We start from the raw sequence: 24448 nt of genomic DNA, 5'->3' as shown, positions 1-24448 counted from the left end.
GTCAAACTCAAAGATACCATTATGAAATTACAGCAGCTCCGTTATATCGTTGAAGTGCTCAATAATAATTTAAATGTATCTGCTACGGCAGAAGCTTTGTATACATCGCAACCAGGCATCAGCAAGCAAGTACGCATGTTAGAAGATGAGCTCGGCGTGCAAATCTTCGGCCGTAGTGGTAAGCACCTTACCCATGTTACCGCGGTTGGTGAAGAAATTATCCAAATTGCTCGCGAAGTGTTATCTCGTGTTGAAGGCATTAAAGGGGCTGCAGCGCAATATAACAGGCCAGATCAAGGCACGCTGAATATTGCTACCACACACACCCAAGCACGCTACGCGCTACCTCGCATTATTCAGGGCTTTATTGAGAAATACCCGGGTGTTTCTTTGCACATGCATCAAGGCTCACCAGAGCAAATTAGTGCTTTTGCCGCGAAAGGTAAGGCGGATTTTGCTATTGCCACGGAAGCGCTGCACTTGTATCAAGATTTGATTATGTTGCCATGCTATCGCTGGAACCGTTGCATTTTAGTGCCGCCTAATCATCCGCTCGCAAGTTTATCGAAGGTGAGCATTGAAGATGTGGCGGAGTTTCCATTAGTAACTTATGTGCACGGGTTCACTGGGCGCTCTCGCTTAGATCAGGCGTTTAGTGAAGCAGGGCTTACACCCAAAATCGTATTTACCGCCACCGATGCGGATGTCATTAAAACTTACGTGCGTATGGGTTTAGGTATCGGTGTAATTGCTACTATGGCCTATGAAGCAGATAAAGATACCGACTTAGTTGCCATACCGGCCGGACATTTGTTTGCACCAAGTACTACTAAAATAGGGTTCCGGAAAGGGGTGTTTATTCGTGGTTATATGTATGATTTTATTGAGCGTTTCGCACCACACTTAACCCGCGCAGTAATTGATGAAGCTATTCAGCTGCGCGAATTAAGTGTCATTGAAACCATGTTCAAGGATATTGAACTACCCACCTATTAAGTGGAAACTTGAGCGCCGGCGCACTAAGTGATTTAACACTCGATAATGTTAACCGCTAGGCCGCCGCGCGCTGTTTCCTTATATTTACTCTTCATATCGTTGCCCGTATCCCACATGGTTTTGATCACTTTATCCAGTGATACCTTGTGATCGCCACTGCCGCGCATGGCTAAGCGAGCCGCGTTAATTGCTTTCACCGCACCCATGGCATTGCGTTCAATACATGGCACTTGCACCAAGCCACCTACTGGATCGCAGGTAAGGCCTAAATTATGCTCCATACCAATTTCCGCAGCGTTTTCTACCTTCACGATATCGCCGCCCATTAATTCGGCAAGTGCACCGGCAGCCATAGAGCATGCTACGCCTACTTCACCCTGGCAGCCAACCTCTGCGCCAGATATAGAGGCATTCTTTTTGTACAAGATACCGATAGCCGCTGAGGTTAACAAAAATCGCGTAATGGCATCTTCATCAAGGGGCTGAATAAACTTATCGGCGTATTTCATAACGGCTGGAATAATACCCGCAGCACCATTTGTAGGTGCGGTTACTACACGGCCGCCGGCGGCGTTTTCTTCGTTCACTGCGAGAGCAAATAAACTCACCCAATCCATTGCTTGCATAGGATCGGCTGATTTTTCCGTTTTCAGGGTTTGATACAAAATCGGGGCGCGGCGGCGAACTTTTAAACCGCCGGGTAAAATGCCTTCGGTGGATTTACCGTTGTTAATGCACTCATCCATAACTTGCCAGATATGCACTAAACCATCGCAAATTTCCTGTTTACTGCGGAACACCATTTCGTTTTGCATCATTAAAGAGCTGATGCGTAAACCATGGGTTTTACATTGTTGCAGTAACTCTGCGGCGCTATTGAAAGGATAAGGTATAGGCTTACTACTTTGTTCTATGGCTTCTTCTAAACTGTCATCAAAATCAGCATCACGAACGATAAAGCCACCGCCAATTGAATAATACAAATCTTTAAACAGCACTTCGGAGCCATTGAGTACTCGTAGCTCCATTGCATTGGCATGCTTAGGCATAGTTTTCCGGCGATGAAAAACAATCGCACCTTGGCGCGGGAAAGGTACTTCATGTTCACCGAGTAGTTTAATTTTTTGGGTTTTGTCTACTTCTGCAAGAAATGCATCTACCTGGGTGGTATCAACTTTCTCCGGCGATTCGCCAACCAAGCCCAACATTACGGCTTTTCCAGTACCGTGGCCTTTACCGGTTTGGCCTAATGAACCGAATAACTCAACTTCAATACCGGTTACTTTTTCGAATCCGCATTTTTCTTGTACTTGCAATAAGAATTCGCGCGCAGCCCGCATGGGGCCCACAGTATGTGAGCTTGAAGGGCCGATACCAACTTTATAAATATCGAACACGCTAATCATAAGTTTCAGTACTCCAATTCTCCAGAATGTGCGTAGTGTGGGGATAAATCACAGATTTCGCAAGCCCTAGCGTACTGGTCGGGCATTCTTCCGGTGGTGGCTTATATTTACAACCCGTGAAAGGGTAAATGCAGGTGCTTGTTCTGTGGGTAGAGCTGATCCGCGAGGCGACGAATAATGGCGGCGGTTGCACCCCAAATGAGTTGGCCATCAACCGGAATAAATACCAACTCATGATACGGCAACTGCTGTATCTTTTTGCTTTTGATGTTCTTGGTATAGTGAGTGCGGTGATCGACCAAGCGCTGCAATGGCACCCGAACCACTTCCGAAACTTCATTCGGATCTGGCCGAAACTCAGTTTCATTAGCAATGAAACCAATATAAGGTTGAATCATAAAACGGGAAAGCACAGGCTGGCTGGGAAGTTGCCCTAAAATTTCAATTTGCCCGGAATTCACTCCTAATTCTTCTTCAAGTTCACGCAACGCGGTGTTTAATAACGAACCATCACCGTGATCTTGGCGGCCTCCGGGGAAACAAATTTGTTGGGCATGGTTGCGCAGGTGTTCGGCCCGGCGTGTGAGAATTAAATCTAGCCCATGCTCGCGCTCTTGTAAGGCAACAAACACAGCCGAGGGTTGCAGCTCAATGGGTGGCCATTCAATGCTCGGTTGCGGGTGTAATAGAAACTGTTGCAAAAACTGGTGGCGATTCATGATGCCTGCCGCGTGTTTTGTTTCACCGCGTTGATAGTTACCGAATTTGGCTTTTCGGCACTGGTATCTTTAGCATTTGCACCTGCAACCGCTGTATCTAAAGCGCCAAATTCAGGTGTATTCACATTGAGCGAGCTCAAAACGGGTAATATTTTTGCTACCTTATCTAAGGTTTCCTGATATTCCGCTTCCGCTTTTGAATCAATTACAATTCCGCCTCCAGCCCAACAGTAGATGTGGTCATCAACGCAACAAAGCGTACGAATGGTAATGCTGGTATCGCTGTGGCCATGCACACTAAAGTAGCCAATTGAGCCGCAATACACCGAGCGCCGATGGGGCTCAAGGCTTTCAATTATTTCCATAGCACGAATTTTCGGCGCGCCGGTAATAGAGCCGCCAGGAAATGCCGCAGCTAACAGTGAAAGTGGTGTTTGCGCCGGCGCGAGCTTGCCCTGAACGGTACTAACAAGATGATGCACTGCATGGAAGCTTTCAATTTTAAATAGTTCTGGAACCGATACGCTGCCCGGTGTGCAAACTCGGCTTAAATCATTGCGCAAAAGATCAACGATCATCAGGTTTTCGGCACGATCTTTAGCTGAGTTCTTGAGGATTTCGGCTGAGCTGGCATCGTCGGCTGCATCTTTTCCCCGCGGCCGCGTACCCTTTATCGGACGTGTTTCCACGCTACCATCTGGGTAAGTTTGCAGAAAACGCTCGGGGGATAGGCTTAAAACAACACCGCCCGGAATATTTAGCCAAGCAGAAAAGGGCGCTTGGTTCGTTTCCCGCAAGGCCAGATAGGCGCCCCACGGATCGCCAGAAAATTCGGCGTGAAAACGTTGGGCAAGATTAATTTGATAACAATCACCGGCGCGGAGAAATTCATGAATGGCATTAATGCGCTGAGTGTACTCAGCCGCATCCATGTTACTTTGCCAAGGCGTACGTAAGGTGAATTTACCTTGATTCGGATACTTGGCCCCAGCGCTGTTATTTGCAGCCCAAAATGCTTCTGGAGTGATAGTGGCGTTTTTGGGGTGTATTGCTACAACGCGCTGGCGCTGATGATCGATAATCAAAGCATGAAAATATAAGCCTACCGCGATATCGGGTAGTGCGATATCCGCCGTAGCAATTTCAGGAATATGCTCTAACGTGCGGCCCAAATCATAACCAAATAAGCCCGCAAGGCCGCCTTGAAAGGGTAAATCTGCGTATTCTTCAGGCAGTTCAGTAACCGTGGCAGCGTTCAACCATTGGTTAATTTCGGCGAAGGGCTCGCCGTCTATTGTGCTTATTTCGGTGCATGTTTTTTCGGGTTGGCGTAGCAAAATATCATAGCGGCTATTAGGATGCTCAGCACCCGCGGAATCGAGCAACATGGCCCAAGGTTCATGAGCAAAGGGGGCGAAAATAGCACAGGTATCCTGCCATTTTTCATAGGCTAAAGGGCTTGCAGTAAGCTGAGGATGCTTAAACGCCAATGTGAAATCTCCTAAACCAAGCCAATGATGTAGCGCATTCTGAAACCAATCACGAAACACGTGCTGAAAAAACAACCCGTATTGCGCCTATTTACGGGTGGCGGAAACTGGCAGCACAACGCAGAACAGAGTATCATAAACCACACATTTCAGCACCGTATTCAATAGCCTGAACGAGGTTTGGCATGGCAACAATTCGACAGCAAGATTTTATCGATAGCATCGAAGATGCACTTCAATTTATCTCCTATTATCACCCCTTAGATTTCGTTAATGCTCTGGCTGAGGCTTATGAGAAAGAGCAAAGTGAAGCAGCGAAGAATGCCATTGCGCAGATGTTGGTGAACTCACGGATGTCGGCTCAGGGCCACCGCCCGTTATGCCAAGATACCGGCATTGTTACCTGCTTTGTGAAAGTAGGTATGGATGTAGCTTGGGATAAAACCGATTTAACCGTGCAACAAATGGTAGATGAAGGAACGCGGCGTGCTTATTTGAACCCAGATAATCCGCTTCGCGCTTCTATCGTTGCCGACCCGGCGGGTAGCCGAAAAAATACGAAAGATAATACGCCAGCTGTTGTGCACATTGATATGGTGCCGGGTGGTGAAGTGGAAGTAATGATTGCCGCCAAGGGTGGTGGTTCGGAAAACAAAACCAAAATGGCGATGCTGAACCCAAGTGATTCGGTAGCTGATTGGGTGGTAGAAACCTTGCCGAAAATGGGGGCTGGTTGGTGCCCACCGGGTATGCTGGGTATTGGTATTGGCGGCACTGCGGAAAAATCAGCAGTGCTTGCGAAAGAAAGCTTAATGGAGCCCGTTGATATTCAAGAATTGATCGCCCGTGGCCCAAAAACAGCCGAAGAAGAGCTGCGCTTAGAAATCTACAACCGAGTAAATCAATTAGGCATTGGCGCCCAAGGCTTGGGTGGCTTAACCACTGTGGTAGATGTGAAAATTAATAGTTTACCCACCCATGCGGCCTCGAAGCCGGTAACTATGATTCCAAATTGTGCGGCCACGCGCCATGTGCACTTTCATTTAGATGGTTCTGGCCCCGCAGATTTGCAGCCGCCAAAACTGGAAGATTGGCCGGATATTACCTTTGAAGTGGGTGATAACGCTCGCCGGGTAAACCTCGACACCCTAACCGCTGCCGATGTGCAAGAGTGGAAAATGGGGGAAACTGTGTTGTTATCCGGCAAGCTACTCACAGGCCGTGATGCTGCTCACAAGCGCATTAAAGATATGCTGGATAAAGGTGAAGAACTGCCAGTAGATTTTACCAATAAGTTTATCTATTACGTTGGTCCGGTTGATCCTGTAGGCAACGAAGTGGTTGGCCCTGCTGGCCCTACAACCGCCACACGCATGGATAAATTTACCGATATGATGCTCGAGAAAACCGGTATTATCGGCATGATTGGCAAAGCGGAACGTGGGCAACAAACGGTTGAAAGCATTGCTAAACACAAGGCCGTTTATTTAATGGCCGTGGGTGGCGCCGCTTACTTGGTAGCGAAAGCCATCAAGAAAGCCGAAGTGGTAGCTTTTGCCGATTTAGGTATGGAAGCCATTTATGAGTTTGAAGTTGAAGATATGCCGGTAACCGTAGCTGTGGATAGTGCGGGTGAGAATGCGCATACCTCAGGGCCGGCGATTTGGCAGGTTAAAATTGCTGAGATGGAGAAATAAAGTTTGTTGCAAACTGAGTTTCTACTTTGGATAGCCGCTACCTTAGTGAGCGGCTTATTCTTGGGTTGGTTGTTCACTTTTTTTGTTTTTCGCCGTGCTGTGGCGCGAGAGCAGGTTGAGTTGCAGCGCACTCAGGTAGCGCAACAAGGCTTGCAAGAGCGCCTCGAACAAGAGCAAAAAGAGGCTCAACATTGGTATACCGAGTTTGAAAAAACCAAGGTAGGCGCCGAACAAGCACAAGCACATTTACAAGAAAAACTAGCGCTGCTGCAAAAAAGTGAGGAGCGGCTGCAAAAAGAGTTCGAGAACCTAGCGAATCGTATTTTTGAGCAAAAAACAGCTGCATTGGAAGCCCGGCAGGAAAAATCACTAGCTGGTACCTTGAGCCCATTACAAAAGCAGCTCGAAGGTTTCCGCCAACAAATAGCGCAACAATTTAGTGATGAAACCAAACAGCGCAGTAGCTTGCAGCAAGAGATTTTGAGCCTGCGGCAGCTGAACCAGCAAATGTCGGCAGAAGCTGAAGCGTTAACGCGAGCACTGAAAGGTGATAGCCGCCAGCAGGGGGCTTGGGGCGAAGTGGTGTTAGAGCGAATATTGCAGCAATCGGGTTTGCGTGAGGGGCACGAATACACCACGCAAACGCAACATCGAAATGATGATGGCAAACGCTATCGACCTGATGTAATTGTGCATTTGCCACAAGATAAAGATGTGATTATTGATTCTAAGGTTTCATTGGCGGCTTATGAGCGGTATTTCAATGCTGACGATGAACAACTGCGTGCTCAGGCGCTTGATGAGCATGTGCTTTCGCTCAGAAATCATATTCGCGATTTAGGTAAAAAAAGTTACCAGCAGCTCGAAGGTGTACGCACGCTCGATTATGTGCTTTTATTTGTGCCTATCGAACCGGCTTTCTTGCTTGCCGTTGATCGCGAGCCAAACCTTATTCGGCAAGCTTTAGAGCATCATATTATGCTGGTAAGCCCCACCAATTTGTTGGTAGCACTGCGTACTGTAAATAACATTTGGCAGTATGAGCAGCAAAACCAAAATGCCCAGAAGATCGCGCAAGAAGCGGCAAAACTTTACGACAAGTTTGTTGGCTTTGTAGATGATCTACAAAAAGTAGGTAATGCCCTAGATACCAGCCGTAAACATTTTGATGGTGCGATGAATAAATTGGCCAGCGGTAAAGGCAACCTGGTAAGCCGCGTAGAAAAGTTTCGTGAGCTAGGCGTACAGCCAAGCAAACAAATTGATCGCCAGCTCCTGCAGGAACAAGAAGAGAGCGAAGGTTCTGGCGAAGCAGTAGAATCTTCTCAGCCTCACGACAAACCGAAAACTTAACACGATTTATAGCGCAACTTTTCTCTCTAATCACTGCCTTGCGCATCGGCTCAGACAATAAGCACAAGCCCAAACATAAGCCAAAATATAAGCTCAAGCATAAGCCCGAATATAGGCTCGAATATAAGCCCCAGAACAGACGTAAACGAAGATCAAATAAACGCCATTTAAACTAACTCGGTGAGTAATTGCCGAGCTTTACGCAGGGCAAAATCGATCAACTCTGTATTGTTTCGGGTTTGCGTAGCGCGCACAAAACCGGCCCACACTCTTTGTTTTTGATCGGGCAAGGGAATACACAAATAGCGCACATGTTGTTGGTTATGAGCAACACAGAGATCAATTTGAAAACCCTGATTTGAGCCCTCTGCAAACAAGGATTGGCTAAACAGATCACGCTGGCTTGGCAGGTACCATTGCATAAATTGGCGAAGATTAAATCCACGTATTTTCAGGCTGGGTTCGTTGCTTGGGCCGTTATCCGAAGTTTTGCAATTCCCATTAATTGCTGAACGATATGGTGAGGCATAACCTATGTTTCGTGCAGAGCCAGCGCTAGGTTGGTTTACAGCATTTATGATTTCACCATGCAAGGCCGCAGCTGGCTTATTCCAATACACTTTGTTTAGTTCCGGTAAGAAAAGAACAAAACCGAAATCGCCTTGTTGAAAATAGTGGGTTAAATCACTTTGGTAGCCATTGCCTTGCGCGGGTAGCGGCTCATGAACAAACGCTTTCTCAGTAACTGGCTCCGCAGTAATTGGCCCCGCAGTAACTCGCTCCGCAGACCCAGTAGTTTTTCGCTTGGGCAGCGCTCGCTCATTGTTGGATCTATTGCTGGAATGGTTCGTGTTGTATTTAATTTCACAGGCCATAAATTACCTCCATGTAACTCAAATGGGCCTAAACTTAATGTGTTCGCTTTCAAGATTTCATTATGAGTAAAAAATGCTTGAGTTGGGAGGGGAGAAACCGCAGTTGCGCTTTATCGGACACTTATTCGATTTTTGCGAATGCAAGGTTCAACGTTAAAGAGTAGGTTATGAAATAGGGTAAGAATATAAACTCTCTCATTAAACTCTATTAGCACCAATGCTTTGCAAAGATACTTGGTTTGCTAAGAATTGCCCATCATAATGAGAATACATATTTTTTCGGAGTATACATCTGATGCGTGTGTTGCTTATCGAAGATCATCCTTCTTTATCGGAGGCTATGGTTCATGCCATTGCTCGAGCCGGCTACGCAGTTGATCATGCCGCTACTGTAAAATTAGCATCGCAAATGGCCGAAATTACCGATTATGCACTCATTATTTTGGATTTAGGGCTGCCCGATGGCGATGGTTTAGAGCTACTACCGAAGCTTCGCAAGCAAGGAAGCGTGCCTGTGATTATTTTAACGGCGCGAGAGGAGCTTTCGGCACGCTTAGCAGGGCTAGATGGTGGCGCCGATGATTACATTGTAAAACCCGTTGAGATGTCAGAATTACTCGCACGGTGTAGAGCTGTTTTGCGTCGTCCTGGGGAGAGAGCCTCATCCACATTAACAATAGATGGGTTGCAACTAAATACCGCTTCACGCAGCGTAACCTTTGAAAAACAGCCAATTTCATTGGGGCGCCGTGAGGTAACCGTACTTGAACACCTTATGCGTGCTGCGGGCCGGGTGCTGAATCGAAGAACGCTAGAAGAAGCCGTTTATGGCTTTGATGATGCCTACAGCCCTAATGCGCTCGAAGCATCGGTATCCCGATTACGCCGAGCGCTAGCCGAAGCTGGCTGTGAGCTAGCCATTATTACTGTGCGCGGTGTGGGCTGGATGTTACCGCAAAAAAATACGAGCAAATAAAACTATGGTGAAATCAGGCCCACCTCTGGCAAAAGTGTTAACACGCAGGCTAACGTTGATAGCCATCGTGGTGTTTCTTGTTAATTCAATGATTGTTGGCGTCTATTACGCATCAAATTCGAGAGCGATTGATTCCGAAGTGATTGCAAATCAAATGCGCCTACTTGAAGAGGGATTAAATGGGCAAATGGTACCGGCAGATGCTGAGGTGCGTGCTCTATTTAACGAGCACCCTGAATCTTATGGCTTTGCATTAATCGATAGAGGCGGCAACGTTCTTGATGCTATGAACTCGGAATTAATTCCGCCTGGTGCAATCGATCTCTACGCTGATGAGTGGATGACCCGCTCGCAACACTTGGAATCAGAGGCGCTCGTTGGAGGGATAGAATTTTATCAACGAAACGATGGATTACGCGCTGTTTTTGTGATGAAGGATGATCCCGCAAAACTAAAATGGCGCGCTTATGTATCTGAATTTTATGCACACGTGTGGTTACCTATTTTGCCACTTATCTTTTTATTGATTGGCACAAATTTGTTTTGGGTTCGCAGTGAGCTTAAACCTATATCGAAAGCTGCTGCTTGGGCGCGAGAATTACAGCCCGGTAGTTCTGAACCGCCTCCTGAGTTAGCATTTCCTGCCGAAATAGCTGATTTGGTGCAGGCTTCACAGCGAACTATTAAACGATTAGAGGATGCGTTATCGGTAGAAAGCCGCAGGGCTGCAGAAATCGCCCACGCATTGAGAACACCAGTTGCGGTTCTGCTTGCACGCATGGATGCCTTACCGGAGAGCGAATTGGCCAATAAATTACGAGCCGATACGTTAGCGCTCTCGCGAACTGTTCAACAAGTACTGGCATCGGCACGTGTTGAAGTTTTAGCTGAAAAATCTATGGAACAAGTTAATCTCTGCGAAATTGCGCAATCCGTGGTTGCCGCCCTCGCGCCGGTTGCTTATGAGAATCACTTAGATGTCAGCCTAGTAGCGCCTGCTAAACCGGTTTTCGCAAGGGCTATCGCTGAGGGTGTTGAAGTTGCACTGTATAATTTAGTGGAAAATGCAATTTTTCATAGTAGAAAGGGCCCAATTGAAATTAAGGTTGGCCCCGGATGCAGGATTAGCATTAGAGATTATGGTGAGGGCCTACCGGCTAATTTTGAACAGCAACTGTTTAAACCATTTTGGCGAGGTAGCAATGCGGCCCAAGGAGGAACGGGCTTGGGCCTCTCTATCGTGAAAAGAATTCAACAGGCCCAAGGCGGCAGCGTTAGTGCACGCAACATGCACGATGGGGGTGCTGAATTCACTCTAAGCTTTCAATCATAAAAATTAATTTCGTCAGGTTCTTGTCAGGAAAGGCTGGCACTCTATTGGTGTAGGGTAACGTTGTATCGGTTAAATACAATGAGCTACTACGAAGTGATGAGTGTTAATCGAGAGCTAAGTTGAGGAAACTTGTGATGAAATTATCTAATTTAATGATGTTTGCGTGTTTAGTGTCTGCAACGATATCTGTTAAAGCAGTTGCCGAGCAAAATGTAACGCCGATTAGCGATATTCAAAGAGGTTCAATGGTTGTTGTAAGTGGCACCGTTGAGCGGATAACTGATGAAGATGAATTTCGCCTCGCCGATTCAACAGGGAGTGTTCGAGTATATGTAGGCCCTAATTGGGTGCCTGCTAGTGTGGGCGAGGCGGTTACCGTGAGTGGCTTCGTTGATAACGGTTTTGGTTTCACGGAGATTTATGCACGAACCATGACACGAGAAGATGGCACCATTGTTACTTTTGAGCATCGCTACGATTAAGCAAGGTGTTTCCAGAGTTAGGAGAATTCCCGTTCGGCGGTTATGCTTACTCTGTTTATGTTTACTGTACCATCTTAAAAAAGGGCAAATCAGTTAACGCTGATTTGCCCTCTACGTTTATAACGAATGAAACACTATCTTTATTCACGTTAAATATGCCAGCTGTATCGCTCAAAAATTCAGACCCACGGTGAGCATTACACCGGATACGCCGAACAATGTGAGTTCGGCGAAACTGTTTTGATATTGAGCACCCAACATGGGCAGCACTGCGGGTGCTATTCCAAGTTGATTAAAGGGAATTTTATCTTTGTACTCGCCGCGATAGCCATGAATCAAGCCTGCGGTAAGCTTGCCATAGGTTTGTACTTCGCCATAACGGACAAAGTTTTGGCGCACGCCACCATAAGCATATAAGGATTTTTGCCCAAATGAATTGCGAAACCAAGCCACGCCGGCTAACGGCCGAGCATAATCGGAAATACCGCGGTAGCGTTGGTATCGGCTTGGGGGTAAACGATCGCCATAAAACTCAAAACCAATTAAATTTTGATCGTTATTGTGCTCAGGTTTCGGGTTGAAATGTGTGGTCCACAAAGAAACATGGATTTGATAATCGAAATCTTCTGAGGGTGCGGCGAATGCGGCCGATAAATTTGTGGCGGTGAAAATCAATATCGATATCAACTGTTTTATTACGCGCATAATACCCTCGAACTCCAAATGCCTGTTTATTATACAGCGATCATGGGTAGATAGTGCACTTAATTAATGTAAGGATTTGCTTCAGATGTTGTCGGCAAGGCAACGAGGAATTACACTGAGTTATTGAAATAACAACAATAACGCTAACAAGCATTGGCGAACGGTGAGGGCTCGTTTTGAGCCCTAATAAGAGAGCATGCGATTAAAACATATTAAGCTTGCGGGTTTTAAATCTTTTGTTGACCCAACCAAGGTGGCCTTTCCGGAGCAAATGACATGCATCGTTGGCCCTAATGGGTGTGGCAAATCAAACGTGATTGATGCGGTGCGCTGGGTTCTCGGAGAGAGTTCGGCGAAAAACTTGCGTGGTGATGCCATGACAGACGTTATTTTTAACGGCTCGCAAGCACGTAAACCTGTATCCCAAGCTAGCGTAGAGCTCGTGTTTGATAACACCTCGGGCAGAGTGCAAGGCGAGTTCGCTAGCTTCAACGAAATCTCGGTGAAACGCATTGTTACCCGGGAAAGCCAATCGCTGTATATGTTAAACGGCAGCAAATGCCGGCGCCGGGATATCACTGATCTATTTTTAGGTACCGGCCTAGGGCCTCGCAGTTATGCCATAATTGAACAGGGTATGATTTCGCGGCTTATTGAATCACGGCCACAAGAGCTGCGGGTGTTTATTGAAGAAGCGGCTGGAATTTCGCGCTACAAAGAACGGCGCAAGGAAACGGAAAGCCGCATGTTGCGTACCCGCGATAACTTAGAGCGGTTAGCCGATGTGCGGGAAGAATTAGGCCAGCAGTTGGCGAAATTACAAAGGCAAGCGGCGGCCGCCAAGCGTTATCAAAATTTAAAAACAGAAGAGCGTGAGTTAAAAGCGCAATTGCAGGCCATGCGTTGGCAGCAATACCAACAGCAATGCGATCGGTTAGAACACGAGGTGCAACAAGAGCAGGCTGAGCTTGAGCGCTGGGTAGCCGAGCAGCGCGGTAGCGAACGTGGGCAAATTGAACTACGCGAACAAGAAGCTGATTTAAAACAGCAGGTTGATACCGCGCAACAAGGGTTTTACCAAACCAATACACAAATTGCTAAGCTCGAGCAGCAAATTCAGCATGAACGGCAGTTGCAGGTGCAAAAGCAACGGCAACTCGAGGCCTTACAAGTACAGCAACAGCAACTCGACGAACAAATTACCGCCGATAAATCTGAGCTTGAATATCTTGCGGAACAAAGCGCAGCATTACAAAGCCAGCTTGATGAAGCGGCGGAAGCCTTGCAAATGGCGGAGCTTACGCGGGAAGATGCGGAGCTTGCTTATCAGGATTGGCAAGATAAGTGGCAACATTGGCGTGATACTGCAAATCAGCATCAGCAGCAGCTTTCGCTAGCGCAAGCTGATAGGGCTTCAGCTAAGCAACTTGCCGAACGAGTAGAAGCGCGGTTAGCGGCAGTGCAGCAGGAATTGGCAGAATTACCCAATATTGATGGTGCTGCTGAAGCAACCATAACGGCCGAGCTAACCATGGCTGAGGAAACTTTACGCCAAGCTGAGGCGGCGCTAGAAAACGGGGAAACCGAGCGTTCTGCTGCGCAACAACAAATAAAATCGATAGATGCGCAGATTCATCAGCTGCAACAAAAGCAACAACAACAGCAGGGGCGAATCGCATCGTTGCAGCAATTACTTGCTGGCCGTAATCAGCCTAACGAAGATGATAAATGGTTGAAAGATCACGTTCATTTGGGGCGCTTACGAGAGCTTTTAGCTGTGCCTGAGGTGTGGTTATTAGCGGCAGAAACAGCTTTATTTCCGTGGTTAAGTGCACCGGTGGTTGCCGCTGAGTTGGCGTCAGAAATACAGGGTAATGCCATTAGTTGTGCGCCTCTCAATTCTGGAGCGGAAACGGCTGAGGCGGAGATAAAAGCTGAGATAAAAGCTGAGAGTTTGGCGGCCGTAGTATTGGCCCATGGGCACAGCGAGCATTCAGCAGCGGCGGCACATATTTCGTTGTTGCAGCAAATTGCTGTTGCCGAAACGCCGGAAAAAGCGGCGGCTTTATTGGCAGAGAATCCTGATTATTTTGCGGTTTTACAGCCTGGTGGGGTTGTGATTGGGCGCGGCTGGCAACTGCAAGCAGCGGATCAAGCCGATTCGGAATTGCTATGGGAGCAACAACTGCGAGAATTAATCAGCGAGTTAGCGCAAACCGAATCTGAGCTTGCAAATCTCACTGAAAAACTAGCCGAAGTAGAAGCTGAATTAACAGAGAATAATACCTCAATTCGTTTACTTAGAACCGAGCGCACTGATGCGCATGCGGCTGTAGTGCGCTTAACCGAACGGCGTTCCGCCCTAATTCGTGATGCAGCGCAACAAGAATCTCGGCGGCAAAAGTTACAGGATGAAATTGAAACACTAGCCTTGCAGCGCGAGGAAGAGGCGGAGCGTTTATGGCAGGCCGAAAGCAAAATAACTGAGCTAGAAGAAAAAATAGCGGCGCAGGCGCCGGAACAAGCTGCTCGGCAGCAAGAGGGTGAACAATTACAGGCAGCTCGGCAACAAGCGCAGCGGCAACATCAGGAACAACAGCAAGCTTTACATAGCAAGCAACTAGCGCATTCACAGGCGGCAAGCCAACAGCAACATTTGCAACAATCACTAGCGCGAAGTAGCGAGCAACAAGCGCAACTTAAGGAGCGAATAGCTGATTTGCAACGGGAGGGTGAAAGTGCGGCAGATACAGATACGCTTGAAGAAGATTTAGCACAACAATTAATGCTGCACTCGGAACAAGAAGCAGAGCTTCAAGAACTGCGTGAACGTGTAGCTGCTGTGAGTGAGAAGTTGAGTGTTTTGAATCAAGGGCAAAGTGCGGTAATAGAGCAAATAGCAAAGCAGCAGGAGCGCGTGCAGGCGAGTAAATTATCCCTCGCTACTGCGCGCGAGAGAGGGCATTCGTTGCTTGATGCTTTGCAGGAAATGAATGTTTCATTGAAGGCGGTTTTGCAAAGCATGCCGGAAGATGCCGAGGAAACAACTTGGCAGCAACGCTTAGAAGATACCGGGCGCAAAGTGCAACAACTCGGTGCGATAAACCTAGCGGCGCTTGAGGAAGTTGAGGTTCAGGGTGAGCGCAAAGCGTATTTAGATGCACAACATGATGATCTCACCGCTTCTTTGGAAACCTTGGAAGATGCAATAAAGAAAATAGACCGTGAAACTCGGCAGCGATTTAAGCTAACCTATGACCAAGTGAACGCTGACCTTCAGCAACTATTTCCCAAGGTGTTTGGCGGTGGCCAAGCGTATTTAGATCTCACCGATGATGATTTATTGGAAACCGGTGTCACTATTATGGCGCGGCCGCCAGGCAAGAAAAACAGTACCATTCACCTGCTCTCGGGCGGTGAAAAAGCGCTCACCGCATTGGCACTGGTGTTTGCCATTTTCCGTTTGAACCCAGCGCCTTTTTGTTTGTTGGATGAAGTGGATGCGCCGTTAGATGATGTAAACGTGGGTCGGTTTTGCCGTTTAGTGCAAGAAATGTCAGAATCGGTGCAGTTTATTTATATTAGCCACAACAAAATAGCGATGGAAATGGCAACGCACTTAGCCGGTGTTACCATGCAAGAGCCGGGTGTATCGCGGTTGGTAGCAGTGGATGTAGAAGAGGCTTTAGCCTTAGCGGAAGCATAGGTTTTGCCAGTGTTTTAAGATATAAACGTTAACGCAGAATTTTAGGTAATAAATGAAGATAAAACTTTGCGTTAATAGTGTGATGTAACTGCTCATGTAACTGATAAGCTAGATGCAGCAGGTATTTGGATCAATAAACCAAAGGTGAAAACCGGCGGAATACAGGTAGAAGCAGCAATGGATAGTTTTCGTATAGTATTGATTATAGTGGGCGTAGTGCTAATTGCGGGCTTGGTGATTCATGGTGTTTGGACATTGCGGAAAAACAACCAAGCCGGAGAGAAGAAACGCGAATCGGTGCAGCGGAAGCGTCAGCAGTATGAAAACAGCCAAAATGATTTGCTAGCGAATACCACGGATTCTGAAAGCAGCGCTAGCTCGGATAGTTTTGACGAATTGGGTTTAGGTAGAGTGAAAGCTCGGAAGGTATCTGAATCAGGCGCCTCGGCGAAAAGAGCGAGTGATGCGGGAATAGGTAATGAGAGAAGCGAGGCTTCGGCAAAAGTAACGGCGAAACCACAACAAGCATGGGGTGATGACGATACAGAAGTAGAACCTGGCCACCGAAGCTTAGCTGCGGTAAGAGGTGTTCGCACAGGCACTGGTTCTGTTTCCGAACAAGCCAAGGAAGATACTGGCGAAAGCTTTGGTGACAACCCTATGCAAGCAGCAACAACGCCTGAGGCAGACCCTGAGTTACCCTCTGTGCGAGCTAAGCGTGATGATGGTGAAGTTGAGCAACTTCCGATTGATTTGGCCTCGGCGGAAGAAAATGAGGAAGTAGAACCGCCACAGGAAGAAGTGATCACTTTATTCGTTTCTGGGGATATTAAAGGCACTAGCTTGCTAGAAACCGTTACTGAACTAGGCATGAAATTTGGCGAGCTGGATATTTTCCATCGCTACGAGCAGCCATCGGGCCGTGGCCCTTTGTTATTCCGCATGGCGAATATGTATAACCCCGGCACGTTTAACCTTGATGATTTCAGCAATTTCAACACCCGAGGCGTGGTGTTGTTCATGACGTTACCACTCAAATATGATGGCCATAAAGCCTTCACTATGATGTACAACGCAGCCAATAAAATTGCCGATGCTATGCCACGGGCGGCGGTACTAGATGGTAACCGTAACCCCATGACCAAACAATCGGTACAACACACCTATCAGAAGATCAGAGAATTTGAACGGCGCATGCGGTTGGCAGGTTTGCGGCAAGATTATTAATTAGGATTTTTGAATTACATGACTTTGAATTCCATGAGCGGGCAGGCATCGGAGGATGTGAAAAAACGGCTGCAAGAATTACGCGACCGTTTGGATGAACTCAACCATGAGTATTATGTACTGGATGAACCAAGTGTGCCGGACGCGGAATATGATCAGTTATTTCGCGAAGCGCAAAGTATAGAGAAAGAATACCCCGAGCTTTTTTCCATCGCTTCACCCACGCAGCGAGTGGGGGCGCCACCTTCTGGTGCCTTTAACGAAGTAGCCCACGAAGTGCCTATGCTATCGCTAGATAACGCCTTTGATGAGGCGGAAATGCAGCAATTTTTGCGCAGGGTAGCCGAGCGTGTTGATGTCGATACCGATCTTGCTTGGTGTGCCGAGCCGAAATTAGATGGTCTCGCGGTAAGCTTGCTTTATGAAAATGGATTATTAGTGCGTGGCGCTACGCGCGGCGATGGTTATTCTGGTGAGGATATAACAGCCAATGTACGCACGATTGGCGCTATTCCCTTGCACTTGCGTGGTGATTTCCCTGATCGCCTAGAAGTGCGCGGTGAGGTTTTTATGCCTTTAGCAGGTTTTGCAAAGTTGAATGAAACGGCTCTTGCGAACGGTGAGAAAACCTTTGCCAACCCCCGTAATGCCGCTGCAGGAAGTTTACGGCAGCTGGATTCTCGGATAACCGCAAAACGGCCCCTTGCGTTTTATGCTTACGCTATGGGAACAGTAGAGCCAGAGCGGCAATTGGACGATGATAGCCACTTTCAACGCTTGCAGCAGCTGCGTGAGTGGGGCCTGCCAGTGTGTCCTGAAGTGAAAGCGTTGGATACCAGCGCCCAATGTTTTGATTATTACGCGGATATTCTCGAGCGGCGTGGTTCACTCGCCTATGAAATCGATGGTGTGGTGTTTAAGCTTGATAATATTGAGCTACAAGAAGAATTAGGCTTCGTTTCGCGAGCGCCCCGTTGGGCAATTGCTTACAAGTTTCCAGCACAAGAAAAAGTAACTACTTTGCACGGTGTTGATTTTCAAGTTGGCCGCACCGGTGCAATTACGCCAGTGGCACGATTAGAACCGGTTGAAGTGGCCGGTGTTATGGTGGCTAATGCTACCTTACATAATGCCGATGAAATTGCTCGGTTAGCGGTGCAGATTGGCGATCAGGTTACCATTCGCCGTGCCGGTGATGTTATTCCGCAGGTTGTTGGCGTATTTGCCAAAGCCGATGATGGCCAAGCCATTCACTTTCCTGAAGATTGCCCAATTTGCGATTCAGCCATTGAACGTGTTGAAGGTGAGGCGGTAGCCCGGTGTACCGGTGGGTTATTTTGTAGTGCTCAACGCAAAGAGGCTATTAAGCATTTTGCATCGCGCAAAGCCTTCGATATCGATGGGCTCGGCAATAAAATTGTTGAGCAACTGGTGGAGCGGGAGTGGGTAAAAGATCCTGCGGATCTGTTTCAACTTAACGCCCGCGATATCGCCTCTTTGCCGCGCATGGGCGATAAATCTGCTGAAAACTTAGTAGCCGCGCTGGCCAAAAGCCGAGAAACAACGCTGCCTAAATTTTTATATAGCCTTGGCATTCGTGAAGTAGGGGAAGCTACAGCGCAAAACCTAGCCTTGCATTTTGGCGATCTTCCCGCCGTTATGGCGGCTAGTGAAGAAGATTTACAAGAAGTAGCCGATGTAGGTGTAATTGTTGCCGCGCACGTGTACAACTTTTTCCGCGAGCCGCACAATATCGCGGTGATTAAGCGCCTCATAGAAGGGGAAAATGCGGTGAGTTGGCCTGCCATCGAAGTTAAAGCTGCGGAAGAGCAGCCTCTTGCTGGCAACACTTATGTGCTTACTGGAACACTTACCGAACTTACTCGCGATGAAGCAAAGGCTAAATTGCAAGCCCTCGGTGCAAAGGTAAGTGGTAGCGTATCGAAGAAAACCACCGCGGTGATTGCCGGTGAGGCCGCAGGCTCCAAGCTAACGAAAGCCGAGAGCTTGGGCGTGCCGATTCTCACCGAAGCGGATTTAATCAATTTGTTGCAAGCGAGCTAGAGCGTTACCTTAGTAACATCAACATGGAGCGTAAGTTTTTGCCCCGGTTGCAGGTAACGTTCTCGGCTGATTGAATTCCAGCGCTCAATATCGCTAATCCGCACACGAAAGCGGCTCGCAATTAGCGCTAACGAATCACCACTGCGCACTTGATAATGCACAGTGCGCATTACTGGTGTGCTTGCACTCGTGTTGCTTATACTTACCGTTTGTGTGTTTGGGGTTCCTTGCCATACTGCCAAGGTTTGCCCCGGGCGCAGCATATCCCCTGGCGCCATGTTGTTCCAACGCGCGAGGTTGTTAATCGATACGTTATATTGCCGCGATAAATCCCAAAACGTATCGCCTCGCTGTACGCGATGCTCAATTTTTTGTTGCCCTTGTGGCCGATCTTGGGCGGCTGCCAAGCGCTGTTCAGCCGATAAGGTGTACCGTTCAAGTGCCTGGCTGGCAACGGGTATCAATAAGTAATCACCCTGGCGAATTAATGAACCATTGATATCATTAAATTGCTGAATGGTTTGCGTGGTGGTGTTGTAGCGCTGTGCAATGGTGCTTAAACTCTCACCCGAGCGCACTTGGTGGCGTTGCCAAGCGAGCCAATCACTCGGATCGGTTTCTGCCAATGCCGCTCGAAACTGATTTGCCCGCTCTACGGGCAACAGCAGAGTATGCGGGCCATCAGGTGCAGTAGCCCAACGGTTGTAGCCAGAGTTATAGCGGTGCAATTCTTCCAATGTCATGCCCGCCATTTCCGCTGCTAATGCCAAATCAATTTGCTGGCCCACATCCACAATATCGGTAACACGTTGATTCGGTATATGTGGCCAAACTACATTCCAATCTTCGCTGTCACGCAACAATTCCGATAATGCCAAAATCTTTGGCACATAATTGCGCGTTTCCCTTGGTAAACTCAAACTCCAAAAATCTGTGGGCTTGCCTTCACGCTCATTACGGCGCACTGCGTTCATTACCCGTCCTTGGCCACCATTGTAAGCGGCCATTGCGAGCAACCAATCACCATCGAATAGGGTGGCCAAACGATCAAAATAATCAAGGGCGGTGGTGGTGGCAGCCATCACATCGCGGCGGCCGTCGTACCACCAATCGATACCTAAACCATAATGGCGTGCTGTGCTAGGGATAAACTGCCAAATACCGCTGGCGCGGCCATGAGAATACGCGAAGGTATCGTATGCGCTCTCCACTACGGGAACTAATACCAGTTCTAACGGTAAATCTCGTTTTTCAATTTCTTCCACTATGAGATGTAAAAATGGCGCGGCTCTTTGCGTAATCCGGTCGATATAGGCAGGGTGGCGCAGATACCAATCGCGGTGGCTCTCAATTAATTCATGCTCGGGAATATCTAACGCCATTTGTAGGCGAATTCTATCCCATAAATCAGCCTGTAATTGCGCAGGCAATTGCCGGTCAATCATTGGCGCCGGCTGCGCGCCCGGATGAATAAGGGCGTAACGTTCAATACCCGCTTCTTGCGTGTATTCGGGCAGCTCTTCAGGAGGAACTGGGCGTGATTCCGAACTTAATAACTGGCAGCCACTTAACAGGCCTACCACTGATACCAGCCATAAAATTTTCTTCATATTCTTCGTATTCTCTTTAAGTAGCGCGCCGATAACCGAGCTATTGTACTGAATAAACGCGAGTGCGCAAAAAATAATCGGTTAAAAGTTGTTTTTCCAATCACGAATGCAAGCAAATACTTCCGGGTTAGTGTTGAACACCTTGCCGGAATGCTGCTCAGCGGCTTGCTGCACCGATGGTAAATGGGTACGCAAAAAAGGATTCGTTGCATGTTCAAGGGCTAATTCTGCCGGTAATGTTGGTTTATCCTGAGCCCGCAAGGCTTTCACCTCCGCAATTCGTTGCTGAATTGCCTGATTATTAGGCTCTACGGCGGCGGCAAAGGTTAAATTTGCCAGCGTATATTCGTGAGCACAATAGATCTGCGTATCCGCCGGCAGTGCGGCTAATTTATTCAGTGATTCAAGGTATTCTGTAGGCTCACCTTCGAACATTCGGCCACAGCCGCCAGCGAACAATGTATCACCGCAAAATAAATAGGGAGCGCCATAAAACGCGATATGATCCAGGGTGTGGCCTGGGCATTGAATAACATCTAACACTAGCTGTTCATCTAGCAACGCAATTTGCTCACCTTCTTTTAATGGTTGAGTAACCACATCGGTTTTGCTTGAATGAGGGCCATACACTGGGCAGTTAAAATGATCTTTTAAGGCGTTCACGCCACCGGTATGATCATAGTGGTGATGGGTTACTAAAATAGCGCTCACCGTGCAATTATTATCCTTGAGCCACTGAAACACCGGTTCGGCATCGCCCGGGTCAACAATAACGCAAGGCGTAGTTGCATTTTTTGATATTGCATTGTCTTCCATTGCGCGCGGGTTTTCGTTTGCGCTTGGCTGCTTGGCAACACTCGAGCCGTTATTTGAGTTGCTCGCGGTGATGCTCCAAATGTAATTATCGTCAAATGCTGAAATAGGTGCTATACGCATCGTTACCCTCAACCTGTTATGCTTGAGTTAACAGTATAAAAGGAATCCCTATGTGGTTAAAACCGGCAACGAGTGAATATTCGCAACCTTTACTCGAAGATTGGCAGCAAATGCGCCATGGGCAGTGGTGGTGTGATGCGCTAGAAGATGTGCTGGCGCCGCACTGGGAAACGGTTTTTGGGCATTATTTGCTAAAGCTCGGTAGTTTGAGTGCTAGCTTGCCGAATAATTGTCGAATCCGCGAACAATACTCGGTTGGTATTGGAAAAAATGCAGAAGTTAAGGCGCAACTCCATGCCCTTCCTTTTTTTGAGAACACTGTTGATGCCGTGTTGCTCGCCCATGAGCTGGAATATCACGCGGATCCACACGCAGTTTTAAGAGAAGTAAATCGAGTTATGCGCGCTGATGGTCATTTAATTCTCGCATTGAATAATCCCTTTTCGCCTGGCCAATTGATTCGTGTGGTGCCGGGTGCGGGCCGATATGCGCCATGGAACAGCCGTATGTTTAGCCCGCAACGAGTTCGCGATTGGCTCTCTCTCATGCATTATGAGGTATTGGCGTTTGGTTATTTTGCCGCGGGTGTGCCGTGGTCGAAAACGCGCGATCCGGAACAGGGATGGGCTTGGTTATTAGATAACGCCCCTTGGTTGCAAGCTGGATATTATTTGGTAGCACGTAAGCGTGAATGGCCGCTAACACCTATGCGGCTGGCTGAACGCCGGCAAAAACGCAGCTTAAGGCCAGAATCGGTGGCCGCAGGTCGCTACAGTAAAAGCTAGCGCCTTACCGCCAAAGCCCTAAGCGGAAGCAACATAGCCCTAAGCGGGGGGAATATAGCCCTAAGCGGAAGCAACATAGCCCTAAGCGGGGGGAATATAGCCCTAAGCGGAGGGAACATAGCCACTATCTTCATGCTCGGCAGCGTAAGTAGCCGCTTCGCGAGCCAAAACATCGCAACGCTCGTTACCCGCATTCCCAGCATGACCTTTAACCCAATGCCATGCCACATCGTGGCGTTCTTGCGCTTTATCTAAACGTTGCCACAAATCTACGTTTTTAACTGGTTTTTTCTGGCTAGTACGCCAATTATTGCGCTTCCAACCTACTAACCAACTGGTGATACCTTGGCGCACATACTCACTATCGGTCCAAAGCTCAACCGCGCAAGGGCGTGTTAAACTCTCTAGCGCCACCGCAGCCGCTAGCAACTCCATGCGGTTATTGGTAGTGAGCCGAAAGCCCTTTGCTAATTCTTTTTTATGTTTACCAGCTTGCAACACCACACCATAGCCGCCCGGCCCTGGATTGCCCAAGCAAGAGCCATCGGTATAAATAATCACAGTTGCTTTCTTTGGTTTGTTATCGTTCATGGATGCTATAAGATAAGTGGAATTCTATTGGTGAGTATACGTGTCGGGGTAACGAGGTACAATTCATGCAACCCACAGATTTAAGTAAAGAACAGGAACAAATTGATCGCACGAAACGACAAATTGTGTTGGATACTGAAACTACCGGTATCGATCCTGCATTAGGCCATCGGGTGATTGAAATCGGTTGTGTAGAAATGATTGGCCGCAAATTAACCGGCAAGCACTTTCACGTTTATCTAAACCCTGAGCGCTTTGTTGAAGAAGATGCCATTCGTGTTCACGGTATAACCAATGAGTTCTTGGTCGATAAGCCTGTATTTGCGCAAGTAGTGGATGATTTTTTAGCTTTTATCAAAGACTCGGAATTGGTTATCCACAATGCACCGTTCGATGTGGGGTTTTTGAATAACGAATTACGCTTACTCGGCAGCCAATACGGAACCGTTACCGACGTGGCCAGTGTGTTCGATACTTTATCCTTTGCACGGCAGCAGTTTCCTGGACAACGCAATAGCCTTGATGCGTTATGTAAACGTTTCGATGTAGAAAATGGTCATCGAACTTTGCATGGGGCTTTGCTCGATGCGGAAATTCTAGCCGATGTTTTTCTGTTAATGACAGGTGGGCAGCGTAAATTATTCCAACCCGCCCAATCGCAGCAAACTGCAGCGGGCCGGGAACAAGAAATTCGCCGATTAGGTAGTGAACGTAGCCCGTTAAAAATCATTTCTGCCAGCGCCGATGAGCGCAGCGCCCATGAAAATTACCTGCGTGAGATTCAACAAGAAAGTGGTGAGTGCTTGTGGCAATTGGATGAAACTGCAGCAAATTAAGATGCAAATTTCAGCAATTGGTTTAAAGCTGAGCGATCGAGCTACAAAGAGTTAAAAAAGGGGTTGACTCCGCGCGGTCGGCCTCGTATTATCCTCGCCGCGTTGAGGGTGTGCTTAACACACAAAACGCAGATGAAAGCAGCAAGAGTGAAAACGAATGCTTTGGTGCGGAGCGGTAGTTCAGTTGGTTAGAATACCGGCCTGTCACGCCGGGGGTCGCGGGTTCGAGTCCCGTCCGTTCCGCCAATTTCATCAAAATATCCAGGTTTGGAGCGGTAGTTCAGTTGGTTAGAATACCGGCCTGTCACGCCGGGGGTCGCGGGTTCGAGTCCCGTCCGTTCCGCCAACCTTGATATGTAACACTCAAATTAGCTAATCCTTGCCAATCAAGTTAACGCCAGTTACCTTAAGCTAGGTAAGTTAAAGCAAAACAAGCAAGTGAAAGAAAAGAAAGAGCAAGAAAAGTAAGCGCTAGATAAAATGTGGAGCGGTAGTTCAGTTGGTTAGAATACCGGCCTGTCACGCCGGGGGTCGCGGGTTCGAGTCCCGTCCGTTCCGCCATTTTATCCCCATCTTGGTTGATTCTTAAGTTCTCCTCTTTTGCCAGCAATAATCCCCCTTTTGTCTGTAATAGCCCCCTTTATATATTCTATGCTGCAGT

At 47.8% G+C, this 24448-nt stretch carries 19 protein-coding genes and 3 tRNA genes; 14 read left to right on the top strand and 8 right to left on the bottom strand.

Going from position 1 to position 24448, the window contains the following annotated elements; genetic code table 11:
- Positions 1–21 precede the first annotated feature (21 nt).
- A complete protein-coding gene (gene cysB / locus CWE08_RS05645; protein ID WP_126766493.1) occupies positions 22–996 on the top strand; it encodes an HTH-type transcriptional regulator CysB in 975 nt (324 codons plus the stop codon).
- Positions 997–1028: 32 nt separating this feature from the next.
- On the opposite strand, the gene CWE08_RS05640 is transcribed toward cysB, so the two are convergent.
- The 3 genes from CWE08_RS05640 to pabB form a co-directional block, all read right to left on the bottom strand.
- A complete protein-coding gene (locus CWE08_RS05640) occupies positions 1029–2402 on the bottom strand; it encodes an L-serine ammonia-lyase (RefSeq protein WP_126766491.1) in 1374 nt (457 codons plus the stop codon).
- A gap of 107 nt (positions 2403–2509) precedes the next feature.
- Positions 2510–3121 carry a CoA pyrophosphatase gene (locus tag CWE08_RS05635; RefSeq protein WP_126766488.1) on the bottom strand — a complete coding sequence of 204 codons (612 nt, stop codon included), beginning with the start codon at positions 3119–3121 and terminating at the stop codon, positions 2510–2512.
- Positions 3118–4611 carry an aminodeoxychorismate synthase component I gene (gene pabB / locus CWE08_RS05630; RefSeq protein ID WP_126766486.1) on the bottom strand — a complete coding sequence of 498 codons (1494 nt, stop codon included), beginning with the start codon at positions 4609–4611 and terminating at the stop codon, positions 3118–3120. The genes CWE08_RS05635 and pabB overlap by 4 nt, the downstream gene beginning before the upstream one ends.
- A 185-nt stretch (positions 4612–4796) precedes the next feature.
- Here pabB and CWE08_RS05625 point away from each other — a divergent pair, with 185 nt between their 5' ends.
- Together CWE08_RS05625 and rmuC are read left to right on the top strand one after the other, a co-directional pair.
- On the top strand, positions 4797–6308 hold the full coding sequence (locus tag CWE08_RS05625; protein ID WP_126766484.1) for a fumarate hydratase: 1512 nt from the start codon (positions 4797–4799) through the stop codon (positions 6306–6308).
- A gap of 3 nt (positions 6309–6311) precedes the next feature.
- Positions 6312–7661: a DNA recombination protein RmuC gene (gene rmuC / locus CWE08_RS05620; protein WP_126766482.1), complete on the top strand. Its 1350-nt coding sequence runs from the start codon at positions 6312–6314 to the stop codon at positions 7659–7661.
- A 167-nt stretch (positions 7662–7828) separates the two neighbouring features.
- Here rmuC and CWE08_RS05615 read toward each other — a convergent pair whose 3' ends face one another.
- Positions 7829–8536 (bottom strand): hypothetical protein, encoded by a 708-nt coding sequence (locus CWE08_RS05615; protein WP_126766479.1) that lies wholly within the window; start codon positions 8534–8536, stop codon positions 7829–7831.
- Between the two features lie 295 nt (positions 8537–8831).
- Between CWE08_RS05615 and CWE08_RS05610 the strand changes: the two genes are divergently transcribed.
- The 3 genes from CWE08_RS05610 to CWE08_RS05600 all read left to right on the top strand — a co-directional run bounded on the left by CWE08_RS05610 (position 8832) and on the right by CWE08_RS05600 (position 11327).
- Positions 8832–9512, top strand: a complete 681-nt coding sequence (locus CWE08_RS05610; protein ID WP_126766477.1) for a response regulator — start codon at positions 8832–8834, stop codon at positions 9510–9512.
- Between the two features lie 4 nt (positions 9513–9516).
- The gene (locus CWE08_RS05605; protein WP_126766475.1) at positions 9517–10845 is read left to right on the top strand and encodes a sensor histidine kinase; all 1329 of its coding nucleotides are present in this window, start codon (positions 9517–9519) and stop codon (positions 10843–10845) included.
- A gap of 134 nt (positions 10846–10979) precedes the next feature.
- Positions 10980–11327, top strand: coding sequence for a hypothetical protein (locus CWE08_RS05600; protein ID WP_198677087.1), 348 nt, complete (start codon positions 10980–10982; stop codon positions 11325–11327).
- 171 nt (positions 11328–11498) lie between these two features.
- Here CWE08_RS05600 and CWE08_RS05595 read toward each other — a convergent pair whose 3' ends face one another.
- Complete coding sequence (locus CWE08_RS05595) at positions 11499–12032, bottom strand: sn-glycerol-3-phosphate transporter (protein ID WP_126766473.1); 534 nt, start codon at positions 12030–12032, stop codon at positions 11499–11501.
- Positions 12033–12228: 196 nt separating this feature from the next.
- Between CWE08_RS05595 and smc the strand changes: the two genes are divergently transcribed.
- From smc to ligA, 3 genes are all read left to right on the top strand, one after another.
- Positions 12229–15738, top strand: coding sequence for a chromosome segregation protein SMC (gene smc / locus CWE08_RS05590; protein WP_126766470.1), 3510 nt, complete (start codon positions 12229–12231; stop codon positions 15736–15738).
- A gap of 177 nt (positions 15739–15915) precedes the next feature.
- Complete coding sequence (zipA, locus tag CWE08_RS05585; protein ID WP_126766467.1) at positions 15916–16965, top strand: cell division protein ZipA; 1050 nt, start codon at positions 15916–15918, stop codon at positions 16963–16965.
- Positions 16966–16983: 18 nt separating this feature from the next.
- Positions 16984–19029: an NAD-dependent DNA ligase LigA gene (gene ligA / locus CWE08_RS05580; RefSeq protein WP_241973838.1), complete on the top strand. Its 2046-nt coding sequence runs from the start codon at positions 16984–16986 to the stop codon at positions 19027–19029.
- On the opposite strand, the gene CWE08_RS05575 is transcribed toward ligA, so the two are convergent.
- Entirely contained in the window at positions 19026–20639 is a 1614-nt protein-coding gene (locus tag CWE08_RS05575) for a lytic transglycosylase (RefSeq protein ID WP_126766465.1), read from the bottom strand. The genes ligA and CWE08_RS05575 overlap by 4 nt on opposite strands.
- An 81-nt stretch (positions 20640–20720) precedes the next feature.
- Entirely contained in the window at positions 20721–21575 is an 855-nt protein-coding gene (gene gloB, locus CWE08_RS05570) for a hydroxyacylglutathione hydrolase (RefSeq protein ID WP_126766462.1), read from the bottom strand.
- A gap of 50 nt (positions 21576–21625) precedes the next feature.
- Between gloB and CWE08_RS05565 the strand changes: the two genes are divergently transcribed.
- The gene (locus CWE08_RS05565; protein WP_126766460.1) at positions 21626–22360 is read left to right on the top strand and encodes a class I SAM-dependent methyltransferase; all 735 of its coding nucleotides are present in this window, start codon (positions 21626–21628) and stop codon (positions 22358–22360) included.
- A 102-nt stretch (positions 22361–22462) separates the two neighbouring features.
- Here CWE08_RS05565 and rnhA read toward each other — a convergent pair whose 3' ends face one another.
- Positions 22463–22951, bottom strand: coding sequence for a ribonuclease HI (gene rnhA, locus CWE08_RS05560; RefSeq protein WP_126766457.1), 489 nt, complete (start codon positions 22949–22951; stop codon positions 22463–22465).
- Positions 22952–23016: 65 nt separating this feature from the next.
- On the opposite strand from rnhA, the gene dnaQ reads away from it, so the two are divergent.
- The 4 genes from dnaQ (at position 23017) to CWE08_RS05540 (ending at position 24348) form a co-directional block, all read left to right on the top strand.
- On the top strand, positions 23017–23787 hold the full coding sequence (dnaQ, locus tag CWE08_RS05555) for a DNA polymerase III subunit epsilon (protein ID WP_126766455.1): 771 nt from the start codon (positions 23017–23019) through the stop codon (positions 23785–23787).
- Between the two features lie 169 nt (positions 23788–23956).
- Positions 23957–24033: transfer RNA gene (locus CWE08_RS05550), tRNA-Asp, on the top strand.
- Between the two features lie 23 nt (positions 24034–24056).
- Positions 24057–24133, top strand: a tRNA-Asp gene (locus CWE08_RS05545).
- Positions 24134–24271: 138 nt separating this feature from the next.
- Positions 24272–24348 (top strand) — tRNA-Asp (locus tag CWE08_RS05540).
- Positions 24349–24448 lie beyond the last annotated feature (100 nt).

This window comes from Aliidiomarina iranensis (assembly GCF_003987135.1).
Lineage (GTDB): Bacteria > Pseudomonadota > Gammaproteobacteria > Enterobacterales > Alteromonadaceae > Aliidiomarina > Aliidiomarina iranensis.
The sequence above is the reverse complement of the archived record's forward strand: the minus strand, read 5'-3'. Positions and strand labels throughout refer to the sequence as shown.